Origin of the sequence: Kribbella solani (genome assembly GCF_014205295.1) — a bacterium.
In the GTDB taxonomy this organism is placed as follows: domain Bacteria; phylum Actinomycetota; class Actinomycetes; order Propionibacteriales; family Kribbellaceae; genus Kribbella; species Kribbella solani.
Map to the genome: position 1 here is coordinate 2,385,676 of NZ_JACHNF010000001.1, position 24,053 is coordinate 2,409,728.

Below are 24,053 nucleotides of genomic sequence, written 5' to 3' on the forward strand. Positions count from 1 at the left end.
CACTGGTACGCCGGCGTACCGGCGGACGGCCGTAGATGTCCTGGCTTCCGGACCCCGAAGGCTCCGGTCACAGTGGCGGGACCGCCCCGGACTCCCAGCAAGCTGGTCACCGGTGTTCCTCCACAACCGTCGCCCCGATCATGGCACACCGCCCGGCAACCAACAGGAGGTGGTGGACCGAACAACGGGTACTGGTCGCCCGAACCGACCCGTTCCACCCACGCGCGGGCGCAACCGCCCAGCCCACCACCAACCACTACCCGCCCGCCGGTACCGATCAGCAGTCAGGCGTAACCGGGTGAGGGCTGCCAGGTGGTGGTGTTGGGTGCGGGTTAGCGGGTTAGGTGTTTGTCGAGGGTGGTTGCGGCGGTGTCGTCTTGGATTTCGCGGATGCCGAGGATCGGGGTGACGGTGACGAAGCCGGCGTTCAGGAGGGCCTCGTCGGTGCCGGGGAGCGGATTTGGGCGGGCGGGTTCCAGTTCGATCATCGGGTCGCCGGTGGGAGCGGTCGTGCCGATGACGCGGGATCGGTTGATCGGGGCCAGGGTCGCGTGCCGGACGCCGGCGAGCTGATTCAGCGGGCGGTCGGGGACGTTGATCGTCAGGACGGTGCCGACAGGTTCGGGCGCGATCCAGCCGAGCGCCTCGCCGGCGACGGTCGCCGCGGTCACCCAGTGGTCCGGGTCCTCGGAGTCGATGCTGACCGCGACCGCCGACGTGTTCTGACCGGCGGCGGTGAGCGCGGCCGCGACGGTTCCGGAGTGGAAGATCGGCACGCCGATGTTGGCGCCCCGGTTGATCCCGGACAGCACCAGATCCGGCGTCCGCCCGAACGCACCGACCGTGGCCAAGGTCACCGCGAGCGCCGGCGTCCCGTCGATCCCGGTGTACGTAACACCGTTCTCCTGGTCGGACTCGCTCCGGATCGGCCGGTCGAGCATGCCGGCGCGGGCAGATCCGACCCCGCTCTCGTCGTTCAGCGGCGCGACCACCAGCACCTCGTACCCGAGCCCGGCGATCACCGGCGCGAGCGCCCGGATTCCCGGCGCGAGGTAACCGTCGTCGTTGGTGATCAGGACCCGGAGCTGCTCTGGCGGCATGGCTCCACCCAATCAGCCCCGGTCTTCGATGTCACCCTCCGTCTCAAGGACGGCGCCGCGCAGCGTCTCCAGCGCCTCGTCGGACGGCTCCGCCCACAGACCGCGCTGGGCCGCCTCGAGCAGCCGTTCGGCGATCCCGTGCCGGGCCCACGGGTTCGACTTCCGGAAGAATTCGGCCATCTCCGGGTTCGCGACGTACTCGGTGGTCAGCGTCTCGTACATCCAGTCGTCGACCACGCCCGCGGTCGCGTCGTACCCGAACAGGTAGTCGACGGTCGCGGCCATCTCGAACGCACCCTTGTACCCGTGCCGCCGCATCGCCGCCATCCAGCGCGGGTTCACCACCCGGGCCCGGAAGACCCGCTTCGCCTCCTCGTCCAGCGTCCGCGTCTTCACCTGCGCGGGTACGGCCGAGTCGCCGACGTACGCCTTCGGGTTGGCGCCGGTCAGGTGCCGCACCATCGCGATCATGCCGCCGTGGTACTGGAAGTAGTCGTCGGAGTCCATGATGTCGTGCTCGCGGGTGTCGGCGTTCTTCGCCGCGACCTGGATCCGGGCATACGCGCGTTCCATCGAGCCACGTGCTTCCGCGCCGTCGAGGCCCTTGCCGTACGCGTAGCCGCCCCACACCGCGTACACCTCGGCGAGTTCCGCGTCGGTGCGCCAGTTTCGCGCGTCCACCAACGGCAACAGCCCGGCGCCGTACGAGCCGGGTTTCGATCCGAACACCCGGGCCGTCGCCGAACGTATACCATTGCCCTCGGCAACGTCGGCGTCGACGTGCGCGCGCAGATAGTTGTCCTCGGCAAGTTCATCCAGCGCGGCGACCGTACGGACCGCCTCGTCGAGCAGCGCGACCACGTGCGGGAACGCGTCCCGGAAGAAGCCCGAGATCCGGATCGTGACGTCGATCCGCGGCCGGCCGAGTTCGTCCCGATCGACCACCTCGAAGCCGGTCACGCGGCGCGACGCCTCGTCCCACACCGGGCGGCAGCCGAGCAGCCAGAGCACCTCGGCCAGGTCGTCGCCCTGGGTGCGCATCGCCGACGTACCCCAGACGGTCAGGCCGACCGAGCGCGGCCACTCGCCCGTCTCGGCGCGGTGCCGGGCGAGCAGCGAGTCAGCGAGCGCGACGCCGACGTCCCACGCGTTCCGGCTCGGGATCGCCTTCGGGTCGACGGCGTAGAAGTTGCGGCCGGTCGGCAGTACGTTCACCAGGCCGCGCGTCGGCGATCCCGACGGCCCGGCCTCGACGAATCGGCCGTCGAGGGCACGGAGTACGTTCGCCACCTCGTCGCCGGTTCGCGCCAGCCGCGGCACGACCTCGGTCGCGGCGAAGGTGAGCGACGACTCGACACCCGCGGACTCCTGACCGAGCACCTCGCCGACGACGACCGGGACCTTCGACGCGTCCCAGCCGAGCGTCTCCATCCCGACCACGAGCTTCCGCGCCAGGGACTCCAGCAGGTCGACGCCGTCCGCGCCACTGACCGCGGGAAGGTCGGCAAGCGTCGCAAGCCCGGCCAGCTCCGGAACGGCCCGCCCGGGGTCCGCGAGCAGCGCCGCCTCGTCCACGCCGAACGTCGCACCCAGCGCGGTCCGCAGGCCGGGGATCGAGTACGAACCACCCCAGAGCTGCTTCGCCCGCAGTACGGCGAGCACCAGGTTGACCCGCGCCTCGCCCGCCGGCGCACCACCGAGTACATGCAACCCGTCCCGGATCTGCACGTCCTTGATCTCGCACAGGTACCCGTCCAGGTGCAGCACGAACTCGTCGAAGTCGTCGTCCTCCGGCTTCTCGTCCGTGTGCAGGTCGTGATGCAGTTGCGCCGCCTGGATCAGCGTCCAGATCTGCGCCCGCAGCGTCGGTACCTTCTCCGGATCCAGCGCGGACACGGTCGCGTACTCGTCGAGCAGGTACTCCAGCTTCGCCATGTCGCCGTACGTCTCCGCCCGCGCCATCGGCGGGACGAGATGATCCACGACGGTCGCGTGCGCGCGGCGCTTCGCCTGCGTACCTTCGCCGGGATCGTTGACGATGAACGGGTACACCATCGGCAGGTTGCCGAGCACCGCGTCCGGCGCGCAGCCGGCCGCCAGCCCGATGCCCTTGCCCGGCAGCCACTCCAGCGTGCCGTGCTTCCCGAGGTGTACGACGGCCTGCGCGCCGAAACCGCCGTCCGTCGGCGATGCCTCCAGCCAGCGGTACGCGGCGAGGTAATGGTGTGACGGCGCCATGTCCGGGTCGTGGTAGATCGCCACCGGGTTCTCGCCGAAACCACGCGGCGGCTGGATCATCAGGACGACGTTCCCGAACCGCAGCGCGGCAAGTGCGATCGCGGGTTCGTCGCCGGAGGTGTCGACGTACAGCTCGCCGGGCGCCTCGCCCCACGCGTCGGTCATTGCCGTACGCAACGAATCGGGCACGCGGCCGAACCAGGTCGCGTACGTGGACAGCGGGATCTTCGCGACCGCATCGGCCAACTGCTCGTCGGTCAGCCAGTCGACGTCGTGCCCGCCCGCGGCGATCAGCCGGTGGATCAGCCCGTCGGCGCCGTCCGCGCCCTGCAGCTCGCTCAGGTCGAGTCCGCCGAGGTCGTACCCGGCTGCTTCCAACTGTCCGAGCAGGACGACCGCGGACGCCGGGGTGTCCAGGCCGACCGCGTTCCCGATCCGCGCGTGCTTCGTCGGGTACGACGACAGGACCAGCGCGATCCGCTTCTCGGCGGCAGGGATGTGCCGCAACCGCGCGTGCGCGACCGCGATCCCGGCCAGCCGCGTACAGCGCTCGAGGTCCGGCGCGTACCGGGCCAGGCCGTCCTGGTCGTACGCCTTGAACGAGAACGGGATCGTGATCAGCCGGCCGTCGAACTCCGGGATCGCGACCTGAGTGGCCGCGTCCAGCGGGCTCACCGCCGCGTCGCTGTCCACCCATTGCTCGCGGGTCGAGGTCAGCGCGAGTCCCTGGATCAGCGGGATGTCGAGCGCGGCGAGCGCGCCCGCGTCCCAGGCGTCATCCGCGCCACCCGCGCTGGCGTCGGCGGCGACCGATCCGCCGGCCGCGAGCAACGTCGTGACCAGGACATCGCATTTCCTGAGCAGGTCGAACAGGCCGGTGTTGTCGGCGCTGGTCGGGTCGAGCCCGCGGAGCGTTCCGCAGTACACCGGCAGTGGTTGCGCGCCTGCCTCCTCGACCGCCGCGGCGAGGGCGTCGACGAAGGCGGTGTTGCCGGAGATCTCGTGGGCGCGGTAGTACACGATGCCGACGACTGGGCGGTCGTCCGGTGTGTACGTGCCGCGGACGCCGTACGCCGGGAGTGCGTGCGGCGGGTCGAATGCGTCGCCGGTGAGCAGGAGGGTGTCGCGCAGGAAGCCGGCCAGGTTTCGGAGGTTGTCCGCGCCGCCCTCCCTCAGGTAGGCGAGTGCCTCGGTGACCGCACCGGCCGGGACTGTCGACAGCGACATCAGCTCGGCGTCGGGCGCCGCCTCACCGCTGACGACGACGGCAGGTTTCCCGGCTGCGAGTACCGCGTCCAGCCCGTCTTCCCAGGCGCGTCGACCGCCGAGCAGCCGTACCACGACCACCGCGGCGTCGGCGAGGAGTGCGTCCAGTGCGCCCAGTTCCAGGCGGGACGGGTTGGCGACCTTCCACCCGGCATCAGCCTGAGCGGCCGCGAGCAGATCGGTGTCAGCAGTCGAGAGCAGCAACAGCTCCGCGGCGACAGGCATGAGCGACCGTTCCTTTCCGGGGTGTCCACGCCCCGATTCCAGGTACGACGGCGGCAGTTCCTGACTCACTCCAACACGGAGCTCACAGTGGCGGGACCGCCCCGGACTCACACCGGGTTCCTGCTGATGCCATCGCTTACACCCCGGACTCTACCGGCTCTTCCACGACACCTCGCACTCCCCGACGGTTCGGGAAGGAAGAGCGAGGAGGAGAGGGGGTCTAGCGGTGCATTGTGTAGTGGGCTGCTAGGAGGTCGGTGGCCCAGTCGTTGCGTATGTCTCGCCAGACTGAGTGGATGTGGTTGGCGTTGTCCTGGGTGTTGTCGTATTCGGCCAGGAAGGTGGGGCCGGCGATCGAGTAGTAGTGGCGGTGGCCGGGGCCGGGGGTGGTTTGGCCGGCCCAGGCGAACGTCAGCTGTTCGATGCCGTGGTCGGTGATGTCGTGCCAGGTCTGCAGGCCGATCGGTCCGGCGGCGCGGCCGACGTACTGGCCGATCAGCAGGCTGAAGAGCTGGCGCTGGTCGGCGGACATGTCGCCGTACGACAGACCGCGGTGCAGCAGGGACGGATCGGCCACCGGATCGTGGCGGGTGAGGATGTCATCCGGTGCGTCGGGTGAAACCACAGCGAGCTCCAGCTGACCCGGCTCCAACGAATGCAGTAACTGGAAGCCGAGGTCCTGTTCACCAGCCAGGAACCGCCGCCCAGCCTTCGGACCGGTACGCACCTCCGCCGGGTTCGACCCGAAGAACTGCGGTGTGAATGCGACCGCACCTTCCACCACGGTGACATGCAGTGCCAGGTGGTGACCGTTCAACCGCCACGCCCACGGCTCAGTACCGTTCGGGTCGCCCAGCACGCGCAGGAAGTACCGATCGCCGACGATCGACCCCTCCCACTCCCCCGACTCCGGAAGCTCAGGCAGACCGCGTACGACCACCTCCGCGTCCAGTACGGCCCACACGTCCGCCGCACCTCGTGCACTGCAATCGGTCGCGACCAACCGCTCCACCAGCTGCTGCTGCACCGGTGTCAGCTCCGTCAGCGCCAGACCGGGAACCGAACCCGGTAGGTACGTCCACTGCTGATGGTCCGGCGTGTCGAACGGCGCACGGATCTTCTCCGTCTGCGCCGGGGTCAGACTCGCCAGCAGCTCGAGCACCGTGTCCCGCGTCTGCGCTACAACCATGCTGATCGCTCCCGCTCCGTTGGCTCGTAGGGTGTCCACTGCTCGAACGGCCGGTCCAGCTTGTACCGGAAATCGGGTTGCCGCAGCAGCACGCGTGTTTCCGCGTTGTCCGGGTTCCGCAGCGACTCGAAGAACCGGACCGACCAGTGGAACCAGCGCGTACAGAACAGCCGCATGGTCAGCCCGTGTGACACCAGCAGCACGTTCCGCGGCGCGTCCGGGCTGTCGAAGTCGCGGTGCATCGTCTCCAGGAACGTCGACACCCGGTCGTACACGTCCGCGCCGGATTCACCATGCGTGAACCGGTAGAAGAAGTGCCCGAACTCGTCGCGCAGCTGCCGTTGCCGCTCGATGTCAGCGGTGTCCTGGAAGTTCGCCCAGTCCTGCTCGCGCAGCCTGGGTTCCTCGCGCGCCAGCCCGATCAGGTCGTTCAGTCCGAGCGACTCGAGTGTCTGCAGTGCCCGGAGGTACGGCGACACGTACACGCGGACCGGCTCGTTCTCGAACAGCTCACGCAACTGCTTGCCGGTCCGCGCCGCCTGCTCGTGGCCGTGTGCGGTGAGCGGGATCGCGTGGTCGGGCACCCGCTCGAACACCGACTTGTCCAGGTTCGCCTCTGACTCACCGTGCCGCAACAGCACGATCCGCAGCGGCCGTCGGCTCAACCCCATCCCCGCCCCCTTCCATTGCATACGCCAACCACAGCCGCGAGTACAGCAGCCGCCACACCGACCCGGCGGGCCAGCGTGGCGGTTCGGCGTACGTCCGCGACCGTCGGCGTCGGTCCGTCACCGAGCGTGCCGCGATTCTCCGCGTACGTCCCGTAGCTGTTCGTGCCACCGAGGGTCAGGCCGAGCGCACCCGCGTACGCCGCCTCGACCGGGCCGGCGTTCGGGCTCGGGTGCTTGCCCGCGTCGCGCCGCCACACCCGTACGCTCTCCCGCGCCTGACCGGCCGCGACACCGGTCAACGCCGCGCATACCCGAGCCGGTACGAGATTCACCACATCATCCAGCCGCGCCGACGCCCAGCCGAAGTTCACGTACTTGGGCGACCGGTAGCCGACCATCGCGTCCAGCGTGTTCACCGCGCGGTACGCCAGCAACCCGGGTACGCCGAGCGCGCCGCCCCACAACAGCGGCGCTACACACGCATCGGACGTGTTCTCCGCGACCGACTCCACCGTCGCCCGCGCTAGCTCGTCCGCCTCCAGCGCACTGGCGTCCCGCGCACACAGGTGACTCAGCCGATCCCGCGCCGCCGGAATGTCCTTCTCCTCCAGCAGCCCGGCCATAGCCTCCGCCTCACGCTCAAGACTCCGGGCGCCCAGCACCGTCCAGGTCGCCGCAGCCGTGACGGCCGTGTGCAGTACCGGGTGTCTCCGCGTGGCCCGCTCGGCCAACAGACCAGCCGCGGCCGTAGCACCGACAAGGAGCGTCGTGTACGCGGCACCGCTCGCGCGCGAGTCGGCGTACAACGGCCGCTCCAACCGCGCCGCCGCCTGGCCGAAGCCCGCCACCGGATGGAACCGCTGTGGATCGCCGAGCACGCGGTCGGCGGCGAAGCCGAACGCGAGGCCGAGCGCGCGGGACACGCCAGGACCGGCCCAGGTACGGCGCGACGGGCCGCGTCGCCGGCGGGGATTCGTCAGGCGCACCCTCAGCAGTCTGCCAGGTGGCTCTCTGTGATTGGACCAGCCTGTGATTGGGTAACCGGCATGGGAATCGCGGAGCTGCTGAAGCAGGTCGACGGGAGCGGGGAATTCGGCGTCTGGCTGGGCCGCCTGGACGGCACGCCGGTGTTCGAGTACGAGGCGGAGCGGCCGCACTACTCGGCGAGCACGATGAAGCTGCCGGTGGCGATGGCGATGATGCGCAAGGTCGAAGCCGGTGAACTGGCGCTGGAGCAGCCGGTGACCGTACACAACGACTTCGCGTCCGCGGGCAGCGGCCGGTTCGGAGTGAACCCGGACGAGGACGAGGCGCCCGCGACCTGGGACGCGATGGGCACGCCCGTACCGCTGACCTGGCTGGCCACCGAGATGATCACCCGGTCCAGCAACCTCGCCACCGACCTCGTACTCGAGCAGGTCGGCGTTCCCGCGGCGCATGCCGCGCTGGCCGAGGCCACGCTGCCGACTTCGTCCTCCCCCGCCTCGAAGATCGAGCGCGGCATCGACGACATGCCGGCGCGGGCAGCCGGGATCAGCAACCTGATGAGTCCGGCCGGGCTGGCCGGCGTGCTCGTTGCGGTTGGCAACCAGGCTGGCCCGTCCGGTGCGTACCTGCGCGACCTGCTGGCCGGCAACCAGTGGAACGGCGAGATCCCCGCGCTACTGCCGCCCGGCACCCGCGTCGAACACAAGAACGGCTGGGACACCCGAATCCGGCACGACGGCGGTATCGTCCGCCCGGCCGACGCCGACCCGTTCGTCCTGGTGGTGTGCACGACGTCCGACCTGCCGGACCCCGAAGCACAGAAGCTGATCGCGTCCATCGCTCTGGAGGCGTGGAACCACCGGCACGACCTGGAGGCCGTGCAGTGAAACTCACCACCCACCTCGTCTCGGCGCCGCTGCACACGCCGTTCGTCACGGCACTGCGGACGGCGACCCACGCCGAGTCCCTGCTGGTCGAGCTCAGCGACGGCGACCAGAGCGGCTGGGGCGAGGCGCCGCAGGTCTGGAAGGTGACCGGCGACTCACTCGCCGGTTCACAGGCCTGCATCGAAGGCCCGATCGCGACCGCGCTGGAAGGGCTCGGGCCAGATGATCTGACCGAGGCGCTGCGCCGCGTACAGGGCGCGGCCGTCGGCAACTTCGCTGCGAAGGACGCGGTCGACGTCGCGCTGCACGACCTCGCGGCGCGCCGGCACGGTCAGACCTTGCACGGTTTCCTCGGGTCGAGCGTCGACGTGGTCCGTACGGACATGACGTTGTCGGTCGGCGACCCGTCGGCGCTGGCTCAGGCGGCGCGGGACCGGGTCGCGGACGGGTTCGACGTACTCAAGATCAAGGTCGGTACGGACGCGGCCGGCGACATCGAGCGGGTGAAGCAGGTCCGGGCAGCGGTCGGGACCGGGCCCAGGCTGCGGCTGGACGCCAACCAGGGCTGGACGCGCCGCGACGCGGTCACCGTGATCCGCGCGCTCGAGGACGCGGGGTGCGCGATCGAGCTGGTCGAGCAGCCGGTCGCCGCGGCCGATCTGGACGGGATGGCGTGGGTCACCGACCGGGTCGGCACGCCGATCCTCGCCGACGAGTCCGTGTTCGGCGTCCGCGACCTGGTGAACGTGATCCGGCGCGGCGCGGCCGACCTGGTGAACGTGAAACTGGCGAAGTGCGGTGGCCTCGCACCCGCCCGTACGCTGCTCGAACTCGCCCGCGCGCACGGTGTCGGCGCGATCGTCGGCTGCATGATGGAGGGCCACGTCGGCGTCGGCGCGGCCGCCGCGCTGGTGTCCGCGTACCCGACGACGGCCGTCAACGACCTGGACGCCGCCTGGTGGCTGCGCGAGCCGGCGGTGACCGGCGGGATCCGGTACGAAGGGTCACTGATCCACCTGCCTTCTGCTCCCGGACTGGGCGTGACAGGCTTGGCCGCATGAAGTTAGCTGCCACGAAGGTCCCGGTCAGCACGGTCTGGACCTCCCCCGACGCTCCCCGTGACATCGACGCGCCGGCCACCGCCGCGCAACCCGACGTGGCGGCCTGGGCAAAGTTGATGGACACCGAGACCCGCCTCGGCCTGCACGGACGTACGCTGACCCAACTGCTGTTCGCCGAGCCGGTCCTGGTCCGGTCGGAACGCGACGGCTGGTCGGAGATCACCGCACCGTGGCAGCCGTCGTCCCAGGACGAGCTCGGGTACCCGGGGTGGGTGCCGTCGAGTCACCTCGGTGAGTTGCCGGAGAGCGCTGCAGATCCGGTCGCGATCGACGTACCAAGCGCGTCCTTGCTGGCTGAGCCGGACGGTCGCGAGGTGGCTGAGTTGTCCTTCGCGACTGTGCTGGCGTCGATCGAGCACGCTGACGGGTACACGCGGGTGGCGACGCCCGACGGTGGGTCCGGGTGGCTGGCCGACGACGCACTGCGCGCCGTGATCGAGCCGTCTGGTGCGGACGATCGGCTGCGGCTCGGTGAGTTGTTCCTGGGGCTGGAGTACCTGTGGGGCGGCACGTGCGCGTACGGGCTGGACTGCTCCGGGCTGATTCACACGGTTGGCCGGGTGCTCGGTCTGCGTACGCCGCGGGACGCGCATGATCAGGCGGCGGCACTGCCGAACATTCCGCTGGATGAGGCTCGGCCGGGTGACCTGTACTTCTTTGCTCGTGATGGGAAGCCGATCCACCACGTGGGGTTCGTGTCGGCGGCGGGCATGCTGCACGCGTCCGAGACCGGGAAGCGGCTGGAGAACGGGCCGCTCACCGACGAGCGGCGCGCGACCCTCGTCGCCGCCGCCCGCTTCTGACCACTTCCTGCCGCTTCCTGCCGCTTCCTGCCCCTTCCTTCCCCTTCTTGCCCCTTCTTGCCGCTGAGACCTGCGGGTTGCAGGTCTCAGCGGGTTGGGGGTCTCAGCGGCCGGGGGTCAGGACTCCTTCGGGTGCAGCTCCGGCTGCTCCTGCGCCTGCTTGGCCTCGGCAGCCCGCATCGAGCGGGACTTCAGCAGGCTCAGCACGGTGGTGACGGCGAGCGTGACCACGATGAAGCCGAGCGAGAACCAGATCGGGATCTCCGGCGCCCAGTCGATGTGGTGACCGCCGTTGATGAACGGCAACTCGTTCACGTGCATGGCGTGCAGGACCAGCTTCACGCCGATGAACACGAGGATCACCGACAGGCCGAGCGACAGGTAGACCAGGCGCCGCAGCAGGTCACCGAGCAGGAAGTACAGCTGGCGCAGGCCCATCAGCGCGAACACGTTCGCGGTGAAGACCAGGAACGGCTCCTGCGTCAGGCCGTAGATCGCCGGGATCGAGTCGAGCGCGAACAGCAGGTCCGTCGTACCGAGCGCGATGATGACCAGCGCCATCGGGGTGACCAGCCGCTTGCCGTTCTGCTTGACCGTCAGCTTGACGCCGTTGTACTCGTCGGTCGCGTTCAGCCGCTTCTTCGCGAACCGGATCATCGCGTTCTCTTTGAAGTCGTCGTCGTCGTTCATGCCTTCCTTGGCCATGTGCACCGCGGTGTAGACCAGGAACGCGCCGAAGATGTAGAAGATCCAGGAGAACTCGTTGATCGCGGCCGCGCCGACCGCGATGAAGACGCCGCGGAACACCAGCGCCAGGATGATCCCGACCAGCAGCGCGGTCTGCTGGTACTTCCGTGGCACCCCGAACCTGCTCATGATGATCAGGAAGATGAACAGGTTGTCCACGCTCAAGCTGTACTCGGTCAGCCAGCCGGCGAAGAACTGCCCGGCGTACTCGCCGCCGGAGAACCACCAGACGCCGAGGCCGAACACCACGGCCAGCCCGACGTAGAACGCGATCGCGGTGGCCGACTCCCGCGTGGTCGGCTCATGGGGCCGACGGCCGATAACGAAGACGTCGAAGGCCAGCAGCGCGAGCAACAGCCCGACGGTGATGTACCAAACGTAGTCAGCAACGTGCACAGAATCCTCCGGAGCTCAGACGAAATCCACTCCGAAGGTCTCTTCCATCTCACTCCAAGTAACCGTGAGACCGGCGCACCGGGTCGGGCAACCGACCGTGATGACGATGCCACCGCGAGGGAATACTCCCCTTCCGTACCCCCATTCTGACGGCTGAATGTCCACAACTCCAAATCCACACTCCGCCGTCCTCATCACAACCGCGTGATACCCCCATCACAATCGGTCCCCGATTGATTACGTGAAGTCAGCCGCGTGGTCCTGGGCCCAGGCGCTGAACTGGAGCGGCGGGCGGCCGAGAAGGTGCTCGGCCGTGTCGGTCCGGTACCAACCGCCTGGCTCGGTCCCTCGCCGCACGAAGTGCAGAACCGCCTCCATCAGCTCCGTCTCGACCGTCCCACCCATCCCGAACATCTCGTGGGCGCGGGTCTCGTCGATTTCCTCGACGGCGATCGGGGCACCGATGGCCGCGGCGATCAGCCCGACCTGCGTACGCAAGGTCAGCGGCTCGCCGCCGGTCAGCAGCGCGGACACGGCCCGGGGATCAGCGCCGGAGAGTGCCGCGACCGCGACCTCCGCGATGTCGCGCTCATGGATCGGCGCCGAGACGGACTCGGGGTGAACGAGCCTGACGATCCGTTCGGACCTGATCGACCACGCCCAGCTCCGGGCGTTGTTGGCGAGCGCAAGCGGGCGGATCGGCACCAGTTCCGGACCATTCGCGGACAGCAACTCCTCGGTCAGCCGGTGTTCCGCGGTGATCCGGTTCGACGTTGCCCAGGGCACCAGAACGCTGCCCGACGACAGCAGCACCACCCGCTCGACACCCGCCGCCGACGCGGCCTTCCCGAAGTCGGCCGCGCCGCTGGGCTCGGCGTACAGGAAGACCTGGCTGACACCGTCGAGTGCAGCGGGCAACGTCTCCGGGAGAGTCAGATCAGCTTGTACGACCTCGATGCCGGGGCCGAAGTCGGCTTTGGCCAGATCGCGAACGGAGGCACGTACCGGCCGGCCTGCGGCGCGCAGGCCGGCGACGACCTGCCGCCCGACCGCGCCGCGAGCTCCGATGACGAGGATGGTCATGAACAGCGAACTCCTCACGCTTTGACAGTTTCCACCGCCCAGCCTGCCTAGGAAGCGCGTGAAACCCCGCAAACCCGGTCAGAACTGTGCGCATCTCGACAGCCAGGCACGGTCCGACGTCGACATCCGACATGACTTCCATAGTCCGGCCAGTTGGGGTAGCTGATCGGGTGGGTTCAGCCGGCTGGGTGGTGGGGGCCGTAGTGGGTGGTCGCGGCTTTGACCGTGCGTAGGACTGGGGTGGGGCTGACCTGGGTGATGCCCGAGAGGGCGGCGATCTCGGTGGTCAGGTAGTGGTACAGACCGCCAGGTGAGTAGCTGCCGATCGCGGCGTAGAGCGATGTCGAACCAGTGGTCGCGGCCACGAAGGCGACCTCGGTGTGCTCCGCGAGGGCGCGGCCGGTCGCGTCGAGCCGATCGGGCCTCACCGCCAACCGCAGCATCGCGCGTGCGGGCAGCCCCATCAGGCGCGGATCGGCATCGATGTCGAAGCTGATCACACCATCAGCGACCAGCGCCCGCAGGCGACGGCGGACGGTCGGGCCGGACACGCCTCCAACGTTCGCCAAGTGGTCGACAGACGCCCGACCATCACTCCGCAGCTCCTCGTAGAGCCGCAGGTCAAGCCCTTCAAGCACGCCGTCACCACGGGGCGTACTGGAATCGGCGCCGGCAGCAGGTTGAGTTAGGGCGGCGATCTGGTCGGGGGTCAACGGGCCAGGTTTGGCGTACGGGGAGCCCGCGCCGCCGTAGAAGACGTGCAGGACCTCCGCGGCCTCGACGTCGATCACCTGACGAGTGCGTGGGAGTACTTCGAGAAGGAGCGGGCCCACGTCCGTGCCGTACACGGTGCATTCGATTTCGGTGCCGCCGGCGCAGAGGTTCACCCAACTGGTGTCGGGGCGGCGGGCGAGGGCGTCGGCGACCTCGCCCGCGGCGCTCGGCACGGCGCGTACCCGGAGCAGCCACTGCACCTCGCGAACCGGGCCGGCATGACGCAGCACCGTCACCCTCAGCGCGCCGCGCTGCCGCAGGCGCGCGTAGCGGCGGGCGACGGTCTGATCGGAGACGCCAAGAACCTCCCCCAACCGCCGGAACGGCGCCCGGGCGTCGAGGTGCAACGCCTGCAGCAGCGCCCGGTCGAGCTCGTCGTACGGATCAGTTGACGCGTTCACTCAGGACGGGAGTGGCTGTCAGGCGTGGGTGACGACCTCGACGTTGTTGCCGTCGGGGTCGCGGACGAAGACGGCGTAGTAGCCGGGGTGGTACTCCGGCCACTCCCTCGGGGCGTGCAGGACCTCGGCGCCGAGCGCGGTGACGGCCTCGTGCACCGTCTGCACCGTCGCGCGGTCCGGGGCGGTGAAGGCGAGGTGGATCTCGCGCTGCGTACCACCCGTCGTCTGCTTGCCGAGCCAGAGCTTCGGGTCGCCGTCCGGACCGGCCAGCCCGAGCGCGTCCCCGAAGTCCATCGCCACCGTGATGTCCAGCGCCCCGAGCAGAGTCTCGTAGAACCGCCGACTGGCAGCCAGGTCGTCGCACTGCAGCGATACGTGGTCGATCATCGCCTGTCCTTACTTCGCGCCGGCGTTGGTCATCTGGCGGAGCTCCTTCTTCAGCTCGGAGATCTCGTCCCGGAACCGGGCGGCGACCTCGAACTGGAGCTCCGCGGCCGCGTTGTGCATCTGGTCGGTCAACTGCTGGATCAGATCGGCCAGGTCGGACGACGGCAGGCCACCGGCCAGCTCCTTCGCCTTCTCACCGGCACGCGCCTTGCCACCACCCGGCACCGGCGCCTTGCCGCGCGACTGCGTCCGGCCGGAGCCGAGCAGCTCGGCGGTGTCCGCGTCCTCCCGCGCCAGCATGTCGGTGATGTCGGCGATCTTCTTCCGCAGCGGCTGCGGGTCGACCCCGTTCGCCTCGTTGTACGCGTTCTGCTTCGCGCGCCGGCGGTTCGTCTCGTCGATCGCCTGCTCCATCGACGGGGTGATCTTGTCCGCGTACATGAACACCTGACCGGACACGTTCCGGGCCGCTCGCCCGATGGTCTGGATCAGCGACCGCCCGGACCGCAGGAAGCCTTCCTTGTCCGCGTCCAGGATCGCGACCAGTGACACCTCCGGCAGGTCAAGACCCTCCCGCAGCAGGTTGATGCCGACCAGGACGTCGAACTCGCCCATCCGCAGCTCGCGCAGCAGCTCGACCCGGCGGAGCGTGTCCACCTCGCTGTGCAGGTACCTGGTCCGGATGCCCATCTCCAGCAGGTAGTCGGTCAGGTCCTCGGACATCTTCTTGGTCAGCGTGGTGACCAGGACCCGCTCGTTCCGCTCCACCCGGAGCCGGATCTCGTGGATCAGGTCGTCGATCTGGCCCTTGGTCGGCTTCACGATCACCTCGGGGTCGACCAGACCGGTCGGCCGGATGATCTGCTCCACGAACCCGTCGGACTTGTCCTGCTCGTACTGCCCCGGCGTCGCGGACAGGTACACGGTCTGCCCGATCCGCTCCAGGAACTCCTCCCAGCGCAGCGGCCGGTTGTCCATCGCGGACGGCAGCCGGAACCCGTGCTCGACCAGGGTCCGCTTCCGCGACATGTCGCCCTCGTACATCCCGCCGATCTGCGGGACGGTCACGTGCGACTCGTCGATGACCAGCAGGAAGTCCTCGGGGAAGTAGTCCAGCAGACAGTGCGGCGCGGTCCCGGGCTCGCGGCCGTCGGTGTGCCGGGAGTAGTTCTCGATCCCCGAACAGGTCCCGATCTGGCGCATCATCTCGATGTCGTACGTGGTCCGCATCCGGAGCCGCTGCGCCTCCAGCAGCTGCCCGTTGCGCTCCAGCTCGGCCAGCCGCTCCGCCAGCTCGGCCTCGATCGAGGTGATCGCCTTCTCCATCCGCTCCGGCGCGGTCACGTAGTGCGTGGCGGCGCCGATGTAGACCTCGTCCTCCTCGCTCAGCACCTCACCGGTCAACGGGTGCATCGTCATCACCCGCTCGATCTCGTCACCGAAGAACTCCACCCGGACGGCGAGCTCCTGGTACACCGGGAACACCTCGAGCGTGTCGCCGCGGACCCGGAAGGTGCCGCGGGTGCCGGCCAGGTCGTTGCGCGCGTACTGCACGCCGACCAGCTTCCGGAGCAGACCGTCACGGTCCATCTCGGTGCCGACCTTCACGTGGATCATCCGGTTCAGGTACTCGTCCGCGGAGCCCAGGCCGTAGATACAGGACACGGTCGCCACCACGACCACGTCCCGGCGGGTCAGCAGCGACCAGGTGGCGGAGTGCCGGAGCCGCTCCACCTCCTCGTTGATCGACGAGTCCTTCTCGATGTACGTGTCCGTCTGCGGCACGTACGCCTCGGGCTGGTAGTAGTCGTAGTACGAGACGAAGTACTCGACCGCGTTCTCCGGGAAGAAGTTGCGCAGCTCGTTCGCGAACTGGGCGGCGAGGGTCTTGTTCGGCTGCAGGATGAGCATCGGCCGCTGCACCCGCTCGGCCAGCCACGCCATCGTCGCGGTCTTGCCGGTACCGGTCGCGCCGAGCAGGACCACGTCCTGCTCGCCGGCGTTGATCCGCCGCTCCAGGTCCGCGATCGCGGTGGGCTGGTCGCCGGCCGGATCGAAGTCCGACACCACCTTCAGCGGGGCGACCATTCGCTGCAGCTCAGACACCTGTCTCATGTCCCCCACCGTACGACCTGGCACGGACATTTTTCGTCGCCCGCCCCACCGCCCCGGTCAGGCAGTTTCTGAAACCCCAGGTCAGAAGCTCTTCACGACCGAGTTGTTCATGTACTTCAGCTCGTTCACCCGGCGGTCGTACACCCGCGCCTCGAGCGCCGCGTCGGTCGCCGTCACGCGGTCGAACTGGTCCTGGTACGCGGTCACGAAGCCGCGCATCTTGATCTTGATCGTCTTGTTCTTCGGTGACACCCAGAGACCGTCGTACGACACCGCGTAACAGGACTTGATCTTCGGGTTGTCCGGCTTGCACTCGATCGTCTTGCCGATCCGGACGCCCTCGTAGCTGGACGTCTCGATGTCGGCCAGGTGCTCGGCGAACCCCTTGGCGTCGTACAGCGTGGTCTGCCGGACCCAGTAGTACCCGTCGATCAGGCCGCGGGAGTTGAACTGCTGCAGGATGTAGTTCTGGCCGGAGATCTTCGTGTCCGGTGACCGCAGCCAGCCCTTCGACGGCGTGAACCAGATCCCGTAGCCGACCTCGACGCCGACGTCGTTCGGGCCCTTGGAATCGTCCGGTGACGGAGTCGGCGACGGCGTGTACAGCGTGCCGGTCGGGTCCGGTGTCTGCTCCGCGGCGGGCTTGCCGTCCTTCCCGGTCACCAGCAGCACCACGCCACCGGCCACCAGCAGCACCGCGACGATCGCGCCGACCATGATGATCCAGGCCGTCCGGCTCGCCTTCTTCGGCTGCTGGTTCGGCGGCCGCATCGGACCCGGTCCCCAGCCGCCGGGCGCGCCCGGGCCGCCGGGAGCAGGGGCGGGCGGTGGGCCCGGCGCATGCGGACCGGGACCGTACTGCTGGCTCATAGCTGTTCCTCGCGGTAGTTCCGGTGGTACGTCACAGACTGTCGATCACGGACTTCTTCATCGTCGCCGCGTCCGCCTCGGCCTTCTGGGCGAAGTCGGTGCGGGTCCGGAAGTCGAGCGCGGTGACCACGTTGTCCTTGCGCCGGTACGCCTCGACCGTGCCCTTGACCTTCACGTCCGCACCGGACTTGTCCTTGGTCGTGGAGGTGTAGTCGATCGCGACGCACTCCACCAAGACGTCCTTGGGGCACGGCAGGTTCCGTACGTTGCCGAGCTGCGCGACCTCTTCCGCGGTCTCACCCTCGACGATGCCGAGCAGGTACGCCTGCGCGGTCACGTTCTGTTTCTGGCGGACCCAGTAGAACGCCCGCGGTTCCCCGTTCGGCGCGTAGGTGGCGACCTGCTTGCCCTTGGTCTCGGCGGTCACCAGGCTCCAGCCCTCGACCGGGACCAGCGACACGCCGAAACCGACCGCGAGCGCGTTCGGCGGCGGCTGGTACGACGACTTCGGCGCGGCCGGCGTCGACTGGGTACTCGGCGCCGGGTTCGGGCCGGCCTTGTCGTCGCCGCCGGACAGCAGGATCAGCGCGACCGCGACCAGCACCACGACGACCAGGCCGGCGCCGATCGGGATCAGGATCGGCGGGAACCGCGGCCCCTGCTTCGCCGCCGGCGGCCGGCGTAACGAAGGCGGGCCGACCTTCTCACCCCAGGCCGAACTCGTCTCGGTCGCCGGCCCCGGCGCCCCGCCGGGACCCGAAGGCCCGCCCGGACCCGGCGCCCCGCCCCGACCCCGGTTCCGGCCTCGACCTTGCCCAGCACCAGGGCCCTGGCCGGGACCGGGACCTTGGTCAGAAGCTTGGTCGGGCGGGTCGCCCCAGGGTGACGGTGGTGGCGGCACCTCGAGGTTCCAGGGTGACGGCGGCAGCTGTTCCGTCGGCTCGTTCGTCTGGTCCGGCTCCGGACCGGACGGACTGACCCACGGGTTGCCGCCGCCGGCGCCCTTGTCGCGCTTTCCGCTCACTGACTCTTGACCACCGACTGCAGCATCGCCGACGAGTCCGGCTCGAGCGTCTGCAACTTGTCCTTGCGCCCGTACACCCGGACGACCGTGATGACGCCGTCGTTCCGCTCGACCACGGCCACGAAGCCGACCACCGCGTAGCTGCCGTTCTGGCTGCTGGACACGGCGCTGTAGCTCTGGGTCATCATGACCTTGACTGGTGTCTTGTCATCCGGCCCCGGCGTGTTCGTCTTCGGCTGGTTCGCGTTCACCGACGACAGGCCCTTGGTCTCCGCTTTGAACAGGTCCGGCAGCACCGACGCGGCGGTGTCACCCTGGCCCTTCGCGGTAGCCACCATGAAGTAGCCCTCGCCCTGCTTGAGCAGGTACACACCGCGGAAGTTGTCGAGGCTCTTCCGTACGTAGCCCGGCCGCGGCTTCACGTAGACGCCTTCGGCGACCTCGATGCCCTCGTCGGTGTTCGTCGGCTCCGGGCTCTCGCCGTTACTCGGCTCCGAGGTCGGCTGGGAGGTGGTCGGTGTCGGGTCCGGCTCGGCCTTCTTGTCGTCACCGCTGAACACCAGTGCCAGTACGACACCGATGACCGCGACCACGGCGAACGCGCCGCCGGCGATCAGCAGAGTCTTGCTGCCACCACCTTTGCGCGGCGGCTGCTGACCACCCCACTGCTGCCCGGGGTACTGCTGCTGGCCCGGGTAGCCCTGCTGGTACTGCTGCTGCCCTGGGTACTGCTGCTGCGGGTACTGCTGTTGTTGCTGGTACTGCTGCTGCCCCTGCTGCGGGTACTGCTGCTGACCGTAACCAGGCGGCGGCGGCTGCTGCCCGTACCCAGGCTGCTGCCCAGGCGACTGCTGCCCCGGCGGCTGCTGCCCGTACCCGGGCTGCTGCCCATAACCGGGCTGCCCCTGCGGAGGCTGCTGCTGTGGTTGTTGTTGCTGTGGTTGTTGCTGCTGGGGCTGTTGCTGCTGGGGCTGTTGTGGTTGCTGGCCCCAGCCCTGCTGGCCTGGCTGGCCGCCGCCGTAGGGCGGTTGCTGGTTGCTCATACCTGCGTCTCCCCAGTCGTCGCTTCGTACCCACTGGCGCCGGTCGCCGCGGTCACTCCACGGGCGGACTTCGGTACCGAACGCACCGAGTTGCCACAGGCGGAGCAGAAGTCGGACTGCGGAAGCAGCGGCATCTCACAGCGCGAGCAGAAGGCCAGGTCGCCCGAAGCGTGGTTCGAGCCGCCGCGCGCCGCGGACTCCAGCGCCGCCTCCAGCAGGCCCTTGTGGAGCACCGTACGGACCCGGATGATCAGTGCGCCGAGCAGCAGCAGGCCCCAGACCACGCCGAGGACCGAGCCGATCGTCGAACCGTGGCCGCCGACGAAGCCGAGCAGGTACACCCCGCCCTGGAACAGCGCGTTCACCGCCATCGCCTGGATCAGTCCGGCCACCCAGCGGGGCGTGAAGCCGTCGTACCCGGCGCCGAGTCCGGAGAACTCCGCACCGGCAAGTCCGGTCGCCGATCCGTACACCAGTGGCTTGATGAAGCCGTGCAGCAGCACGATGGAGATCCACGTACCCGCGCTGCTGCCCGGACCGGCGAAGCCGCCGCTGATCCAGCCCCAGTGCAGTACGAGCGTCTCGAAGCAGGCGTACCCGACACCGGCGACGACACCGAACGTGAAGCCGTCCATCAGGTCGTCGTAGCGCGGGCGGGACGCCAGGTAGAGCGGACCGATCTGGCGGATGAGCTCCGACACGACCGGAACCAGCAGGAGCAGGATCAGCAGGTCCCGCCCGGACGGCGCGGCGCTGTTGGCGCCGATCGTGTCCAGGGACAGTGACAGCTTGTCCTTCCACAACCAGGTGAACACGGCCGCGAGTACGCCGGTCAGCACGAAGGCCGCGGCGACCACCGGGATCGGCTCGTCCTCCCACAGGTTCACGTCGTACAAGTAGATGATGTAGACGATCGGGATGGCGAAGGCCGCGATCATGATGGCGACCGGCAGCGCGCCGAGCGCGGCGGTCAGCACGGTCAGCAGCAGGGCGATGCCGAGCGCGACCTTGTAGGTGTACGGCTGTTTGCCGGACCCCTGCGGCATGATCGTGGACACGAGCTTGAACGACGCCACGGGCTCATCGGGCCTGGCGGCGTACGCATTCTTCCGCTCGGCATCCCCGGTACGCAGGTCGTTGCCACAGTGATGGCAGAACCGCGAGACCTCGGGGACGTCAGAGCTGCAGCGCGGGCAAACCACGCCTTCCTCCCAACCTCGGACGTCCGGACCGGCGCGGGCCGCGCCGTCGGTGGCCGGCCCCACATCTCCCGGGCCGGACCGGGACAGATTCTCGTACAGCCGGTCCCAGATGCATCATTTCCCGCGCAAGGGTCACCTTTTCGTGTCCGGACCGTGCCCTGCGGGGTGTTCCCACTCGGCCCAGAGCGCATCCACTCGCCGGTCCAGGTCGGCGCGGCTGCCCGAGTTGTCCACGACCACGTCCGCGACCGCGAGCCGCTCCTCGCGGGACGCCTGGCTGGCGATCCGCCGCGTCGCCTCCGCCTCGGTCATCCCGCGCTGCGAGGTGAGCCGCTCGACCTGCACCTCCACCGGTACGTCGACCACCAGTACCAGGTCGAACTTGTCCGCCTGACCGGTCTCGACCAGCAGCGGAATGTCGTGCACGACGACCGCGTCCGCCGCCGCGTCCCGCTCGATCTCGGCCGCCCGGGCGCGTACGCGTGGGTGGATGATCCCTTCGAGCTTGCGCCGTGCGGTGTCGTCACCGAACACGATCCGCCCGACCGCGGGGCGATCCAACTCACCGTCAGCGGTCAGCACGCCCGTACCGAACGCGGCCACCACTTCGGCCAGGCCGTCGGTCCCCCGCGCGACCACCTCACGCGCCAGTACGTCGGAGTCGATCACCACCGCGCCCCGCGCCGCCAGCCGCGCCGACACCGCGCTCTTCCCCGCGCCGATCCCACCGGTCAGTCCCACTCTCAACACACCGGCACCCTACTCACCAACCCGCGGACGGAGCGATTCCGGACGCCGAAGCCCCCGCACCCAATCGGATGCGGGGGCTTCGGATGGAACCGAATCAGCTGATCAGCCCTGGCCGGTCAGCTTCTCGCGGAGTGCCTGCAGCGCCTCGTCGGAAGCGAGCGCACCCTCGACCGGGGCGTCGTCCTTCGGGGCAGCGGCCGAGGAGTACGTCGACGCCTCGCCGGCTTCGACGTCCGCCGTCTTGGCGTCCTCGATCTGCTTCTTGTGGGCCTCCCAGCGCGTGTGGGCCTCGGCGTACTGCCGCTCCCACTCCTCGCGCTGCGCGTCGAAGCCCTCGAGCCACTCGCCCGTCTCGGGGTCGAAACCCTCGGGGTAGATGTAGTTGCCCTGGTCGTCGTACGTCGCGGTCATGCCGTACAGCGTCGGGTCGAAGTCGTCCGAGACCGGGTCGACACCCTCGTTGGCCTGCTTCAGCGACAGCGAGATCCGGCGCCGCTCCAGGTCGATGTCGATGATCTTGACCATCACGTCGTCGTTGACCTGGACAACCTGCTCCGGGATCTCGACGTGCCGCTCGGCCAGCTCGGAGATGTGCACCAGACCCTCGATGCCCTCCTCCACGCGGACGAACGCACCGAACGGAACCAGCTTGGTGACCTTGCCGGGCACGATCTGGCCCATCTGGTGGGTCCGGGCGAACTGCTGCCACGGGTCTTCCTGGGTCGCCTTCAGCGACAGCGAGACGCGCTCGCGGTCCATGTCGACGTCCAGCACCTCGACGGTGACCTCCTGGCCGACCTCGACCACCTCGGTCGGGTGGTCGATGTGCTTCCAGGACAGCTCCGAGACGTGCACCAGACCGTCGACGCCGCCGAGGTCCACGAACGCACCGAAGTTGACGATCGAGGACACGACGCCCTTGCGGATCTGGCCCTTCTGCAGCTGGGTGAGGAAGTTCATCCGCACCTCGGACTGGGTCTGCTCCAGCCAGGCGCGGCGGGACAGAACCACGTTGTTGCGGTTCTTGTCCAGCTCGATGATCTTCGCCTCGATCTCCTGGCCGACGTACGGCTGGAGGTCGCGGACCCGGCGCATCTCGACCAGCGAGGCCGGCAGGAAGCCGCGGAGGCCGATGTCCAGGATGAGTCCACCCTTGACGACCTCGATGACGGTGCCGGTGACGACGCCGTCCTCTTCCTTGATCTTCTCGATCGTGCCCCAGGCCTTCTCGTACTGGGCGCGCTTCTTCGAGAGGATCAGGCGGCCTTCCTTGTCCTCCTTCTGGAGAACCAGGGCCTCGACGTGGTCGCCGACGTTGACGACCTCGTTCGGGTCGACGTCGTGCTTGATCGACAGCTCGCGGGACGGGATCACGCCTTCGGTCTTGTAACCGATGTCGAGCAGGACCTCGTCCCGGTCGACCTTGACGATGGTGCCCTCGACGATGTCGCCGTCGTTGAAGTACTTGATGGTCTGATCGATCGCCGCGAGGAAGTCTTCCTCCGACCCGATGTCATTGACCGCTACCTGCGGGGTGCTGCGAACTGCTGGGTCGAGGGGAGCCTCGATGCTGGCCGTCATGTGGTGGGTTGCTCCGTGGACTGGTGGTGTCGTGCGGTTGCGCCATGTTCCTTTGGATCGCACCAAACCGCGGGATTGCCGGACACGACAGATTCACCACCGACTGCTGCGAGCACGAGCCTGCTCCGTCCGAGGTCGCGCGGGCCCATAGCGCATCTCACAGAATACCGGGCTTGACGGAGGCAGCACAACCTGGGGCACCCGGTCGGCACCGGCCACCCGCCGGGGACTCCCGGCGCGCCATCGAACTCCGTCGGTTTTCGCTGATTTCACTGTACGACCGTTCTACCGTACGGCGCTCAGGTCCGGCCGGCCGCCGGCGAGCGTGCCGGTGTCCGCCATCCGCGTGACCAGGCGTTTCGCGGCGGCCGCGACCTCGTGCTCGGCCGCGCGCCCGGCCAGCTCCAGGAGCGCCCACAGGTCCGCCGCCCGGCCGAGGTCCACCAGCGGCTCCCCCAGGTCCAGCCCACCGCGGCCGAGCCCGTCGAGGGTCGCGCCGGCCAGGACCGGGTCGGTGCAGAACCGGAACAGGTTCCCCAGATCGGTGTACGGCGACCCGGCGTGGGCGAACTCCCAGTCGATCAGTCCGGTGATCCGGGCCGTCGCCGGGTCGACCAGGAGGTTCTTCGGGTTGAAGTCGCCGTGCACGAGGCAGACCCGGTCGACGCCGCCGGCCAGTACGTCCTCGGCCGCCGCGACCACGTCGGCGAACCCGTCCTGCTGCCTGGCGTCGAACCCCAGAACCTGCCCGGCGGAGTACTCGGACAGGTCACCGAGGTCGAATGGCTCGATGACCAGATCGCTGTCCCGGAACATGCCGGTGCGGAGGAAGGGCATGCCGCTCAGGCACGCCAGCAGCTCCCCCAACTGCGATCCGACCGTACGCCGCTGGTCGTCCGTTGCCGACTGCAGGAACTCCTGCAGGTTCACTCCCGGCAGCCGCTCGGTCAGCAGGTACGGAGGGTCGTCGAACGTACCGTCGCGCTTCAGGTCCAGCACCCGCGGCACCGGCAGCAACCCGCGTACGAGCTGGAGCAATGCGGCGTCCACAGCCGCCCGCTCGGGGTCCTTGACGTAGAGCTTGATGACCGCGTCCTCACCGCCGGCGCTGACCGCGAACGTCTGCCCGCCGTACCCACCGGCAAGCGGAACCGCACTGGCTGCCATGTCGCTCATGCATTCGACACTAGAGT

General features: G+C 69.0%; 20 protein-coding genes and 2 riboswitches. Of the genes, 3 read left to right on the forward strand and 17 right to left on the reverse strand.

Annotated elements, in window-relative coordinates:
- Window positions 1-13: 13 nt before the first annotated feature.
- Window positions 14-143: riboswitch (cobalamin riboswitch) on the reverse strand.
- 189 nt (window positions 144-332) lie between these two features.
- From surE to HDA44_RS10755, 5 genes are all read right to left on the reverse strand, one after another.
- Complete coding sequence (surE, locus tag HDA44_RS10735) at window positions 333-1,100, reverse strand: 5'/3'-nucleotidase SurE (RefSeq protein WP_184833414.1); 768 nt, start codon at window positions 1,098-1,100, stop codon at window positions 333-335.
- 12 nt (window positions 1,101-1,112) lie between these two features.
- Complete coding sequence (gene cobN, locus HDA44_RS10740; protein WP_184833416.1) at window positions 1,113-4,829, reverse strand: cobaltochelatase subunit CobN; 3,717 nt, start codon at window positions 4,827-4,829, stop codon at window positions 1,113-1,115.
- A gap of 32 nt (window positions 4,830-4,861) precedes the next feature.
- Window positions 4,862-5,002, reverse strand: a riboswitch (cobalamin riboswitch).
- Window positions 5,003-5,049: 47 nt separating this feature from the next.
- The gene (locus HDA44_RS10745; RefSeq protein ID WP_184833418.1) at window positions 5,050-6,018 is read right to left on the reverse strand and encodes a DUF3500 domain-containing protein; all 969 of its coding nucleotides are present in this window, start codon (window positions 6,016-6,018) and stop codon (window positions 5,050-5,052) included.
- Entirely contained in the window at window positions 6,009-6,689 is a 681-nt protein-coding gene (locus HDA44_RS10750; protein ID WP_184833420.1) for a phosphoglycerate mutase family protein, read from the reverse strand. Before HDA44_RS10750 ends, HDA44_RS10745 begins: the two co-directional genes overlap by 10 nt.
- Window positions 6,680-7,675 carry a cobalamin biosynthesis protein gene (locus tag HDA44_RS10755; RefSeq protein ID WP_337905828.1) on the reverse strand — a complete coding sequence of 332 codons (996 nt, stop codon included), beginning with the start codon at window positions 7,673-7,675 and terminating at the stop codon, window positions 6,680-6,682. Before HDA44_RS10755 ends, HDA44_RS10750 begins: the two co-directional genes overlap by 10 nt.
- Before the next feature lie 60 nt (window positions 7,676-7,735).
- On the opposite strand from HDA44_RS10755, the gene HDA44_RS10760 reads away from it, so the two are divergent.
- From HDA44_RS10760 to HDA44_RS10770, 3 genes are read left to right on the forward strand one after another with little or no spacing between them, the layout of a single operon-like run.
- On the forward strand, window positions 7,736-8,563 hold the full coding sequence (locus tag HDA44_RS10760; protein ID WP_184833422.1) for a serine hydrolase: 828 nt from the start codon (window positions 7,736-7,738) through the stop codon (window positions 8,561-8,563).
- The gene (locus HDA44_RS38475) at window positions 8,560-9,624 is read left to right on the forward strand and encodes a dipeptide epimerase (protein ID WP_184833424.1); all 1,065 of its coding nucleotides are present in this window, start codon (window positions 8,560-8,562) and stop codon (window positions 9,622-9,624) included. Before HDA44_RS10760 ends, HDA44_RS38475 begins: the two co-directional genes overlap by 4 nt.
- Entirely contained in the window at window positions 9,621-10,487 is an 867-nt protein-coding gene (locus tag HDA44_RS10770; protein ID WP_184833426.1) for a C40 family peptidase, read from the forward strand. The genes HDA44_RS38475 and HDA44_RS10770 overlap by 4 nt, the downstream gene beginning before the upstream one ends.
- Window positions 10,488-10,604: 117 nt before the next feature.
- On the opposite strand, the gene HDA44_RS10775 is transcribed toward HDA44_RS10770, so the two are convergent.
- The 12 genes from HDA44_RS10775 to HDA44_RS10830 all read right to left on the reverse strand — a co-directional run bounded on the left by HDA44_RS10775 (window position 10,605) and on the right by HDA44_RS10830 (window position 24,036).
- A complete protein-coding gene (locus tag HDA44_RS10775) occupies window positions 10,605-11,630 on the reverse strand; it encodes a TerC family protein (RefSeq protein ID WP_184833428.1) in 1,026 nt (341 codons plus the stop codon).
- Between the two features lie 237 nt (window positions 11,631-11,867).
- Window positions 11,868-12,713, reverse strand: a complete 846-nt coding sequence (locus tag HDA44_RS10780) for an SDR family oxidoreductase (RefSeq protein WP_184833430.1) — start codon at window positions 12,711-12,713, stop codon at window positions 11,868-11,870.
- Window positions 12,714-12,889: 176 nt separating this feature from the next.
- On the reverse strand, window positions 12,890-13,888 hold the full coding sequence (locus HDA44_RS38480) for an AsnC family transcriptional regulator (protein WP_184833433.1): 999 nt from the start codon (window positions 13,886-13,888) through the stop codon (window positions 12,890-12,892).
- Between the two features lie 18 nt (window positions 13,889-13,906).
- The gene (locus HDA44_RS10790; protein ID WP_184833435.1) at window positions 13,907-14,275 is read right to left on the reverse strand and encodes a VOC family protein; all 369 of its coding nucleotides are present in this window, start codon (window positions 14,273-14,275) and stop codon (window positions 13,907-13,909) included.
- 9 nt (window positions 14,276-14,284) lie between these two features.
- Window positions 14,285-16,390, reverse strand: a complete 2,106-nt coding sequence (uvrB, locus tag HDA44_RS10795; RefSeq protein ID WP_184833437.1) for an excinuclease ABC subunit UvrB — start codon at window positions 16,388-16,390, stop codon at window positions 14,285-14,287.
- A gap of 81 nt (window positions 16,391-16,471) precedes the next feature.
- Window positions 16,472-17,260, reverse strand: a complete 789-nt coding sequence (locus HDA44_RS10800) for a flagellar basal body-associated FliL family protein (protein WP_184833439.1) — start codon at window positions 17,258-17,260, stop codon at window positions 16,472-16,474.
- 31 nt (window positions 17,261-17,291) lie between these two features.
- A complete protein-coding gene (locus tag HDA44_RS10805) occupies window positions 17,292-18,284 on the reverse strand; it encodes a hypothetical protein (RefSeq protein WP_184833441.1) in 993 nt (330 codons plus the stop codon).
- On the reverse strand, window positions 18,281-19,327 hold the full coding sequence (locus HDA44_RS10810) for a hypothetical protein (RefSeq protein WP_184833443.1): 1,047 nt from the start codon (window positions 19,325-19,327) through the stop codon (window positions 18,281-18,283). Before HDA44_RS10810 ends, HDA44_RS10805 begins: the two co-directional genes overlap by 4 nt.
- Window positions 19,324-20,592 (reverse strand): zinc ribbon domain-containing protein, encoded by a 1,269-nt coding sequence (locus HDA44_RS10815; protein WP_337905829.1) that lies wholly within the window; start codon window positions 20,590-20,592, stop codon window positions 19,324-19,326. Before HDA44_RS10815 ends, HDA44_RS10810 begins: the two co-directional genes overlap by 4 nt.
- Before the next feature lie 69 nt (window positions 20,593-20,661).
- Complete coding sequence (coaE, locus tag HDA44_RS10820) at window positions 20,662-21,279, reverse strand: dephospho-CoA kinase (protein WP_184833445.1); 618 nt, start codon at window positions 21,277-21,279, stop codon at window positions 20,662-20,664.
- Window positions 21,280-21,381: 102 nt separating this feature from the next.
- Window positions 21,382-22,860 carry a 30S ribosomal protein S1 gene (gene rpsA / locus HDA44_RS10825; RefSeq protein ID WP_184833447.1) on the reverse strand — a complete coding sequence of 493 codons (1,479 nt, stop codon included), beginning with the start codon at window positions 22,858-22,860 and terminating at the stop codon, window positions 21,382-21,384.
- 285 nt (window positions 22,861-23,145) lie between these two features.
- Window positions 23,146-24,036 (reverse strand): phosphotransferase family protein, encoded by an 891-nt coding sequence (locus tag HDA44_RS10830; RefSeq protein ID WP_184833449.1) that lies wholly within the window; start codon window positions 24,034-24,036, stop codon window positions 23,146-23,148.
- Between the last annotated feature and the right edge of the window lie 17 nt (window positions 24,037-24,053).

What these genes read in the sequence shown, in the direction of transcription:
- HDA44_RS10750 (WP_184833420.1), bottom strand. Translation starts at nt 6,689, where the DNA reads ATGGGGTTGAGCCGACGGCCGCTGCGGATCGTGCTGTTGCGGCACGGT.
- HDA44_RS10745 (WP_184833418.1), bottom strand. Translation starts at nt 6,018, where the DNA reads ATGGTTGTAGCGCAGACGCGGGACACGGTGCTCGAGCTGCTGGCGAGT.
- HDA44_RS10770 (WP_184833426.1), top strand. Translation starts at nt 9,621, where the DNA reads ATGAAGTTAGCTGCCACGAAGGTCCCGGTCAGCACGGTCTGGACCTCC.
- HDA44_RS10830 (WP_184833449.1), bottom strand. Translation starts at nt 24,036, where the DNA reads ATGAGCGACATGGCAGCCAGTGCGGTTCCGCTTGCCGGTGGGTACGGC.
- uvrB (WP_184833437.1), bottom strand. Translation starts at nt 16,390, where the DNA reads ATGAGACAGGTGTCTGAGCTGCAGCGAATGGTCGCCCCGCTGAAGGTG.
- HDA44_RS10790 (WP_184833435.1), bottom strand. Translation starts at nt 14,275, where the DNA reads ATGATCGACCACGTATCGCTGCAGTGCGACGACCTGGCTGCCAGTCGG.
- HDA44_RS10810 (WP_184833443.1), bottom strand. Translation starts at nt 19,327, where the DNA reads ATGAGCAACCAGCAACCGCCCTACGGCGGCGGCCAGCCAGGCCAGCAG.
- HDA44_RS10780 (WP_184833430.1), bottom strand. Translation starts at nt 12,713, where the DNA reads ATGACCATCCTCGTCATCGGAGCTCGCGGCGCGGTCGGGCGGCAGGTC.
- rpsA (WP_184833447.1), bottom strand. Translation starts at nt 22,860, where the DNA reads ATGACGGCCAGCATCGAGGCTCCCCTCGACCCAGCAGTTCGCAGCACC.
- HDA44_RS10800 (WP_184833439.1), bottom strand. Translation starts at nt 17,260, where the DNA reads ATGAGCCAGCAGTACGGTCCCGGTCCGCATGCGCCGGGCCCACCGCCC.
- HDA44_RS10760 (WP_184833422.1), top strand. Translation starts at nt 7,736, where the DNA reads ATGGGAATCGCGGAGCTGCTGAAGCAGGTCGACGGGAGCGGGGAATTC.
- cobN (WP_184833416.1), bottom strand. Translation starts at nt 4,829, where the DNA reads ATGCCTGTCGCCGCGGAGCTGTTGCTGCTCTCGACTGCTGACACCGAT.
- surE (WP_184833414.1), bottom strand. Translation starts at nt 1,100, where the DNA reads ATGCCGCCAGAGCAGCTCCGGGTCCTGATCACCAACGACGACGGTTAC.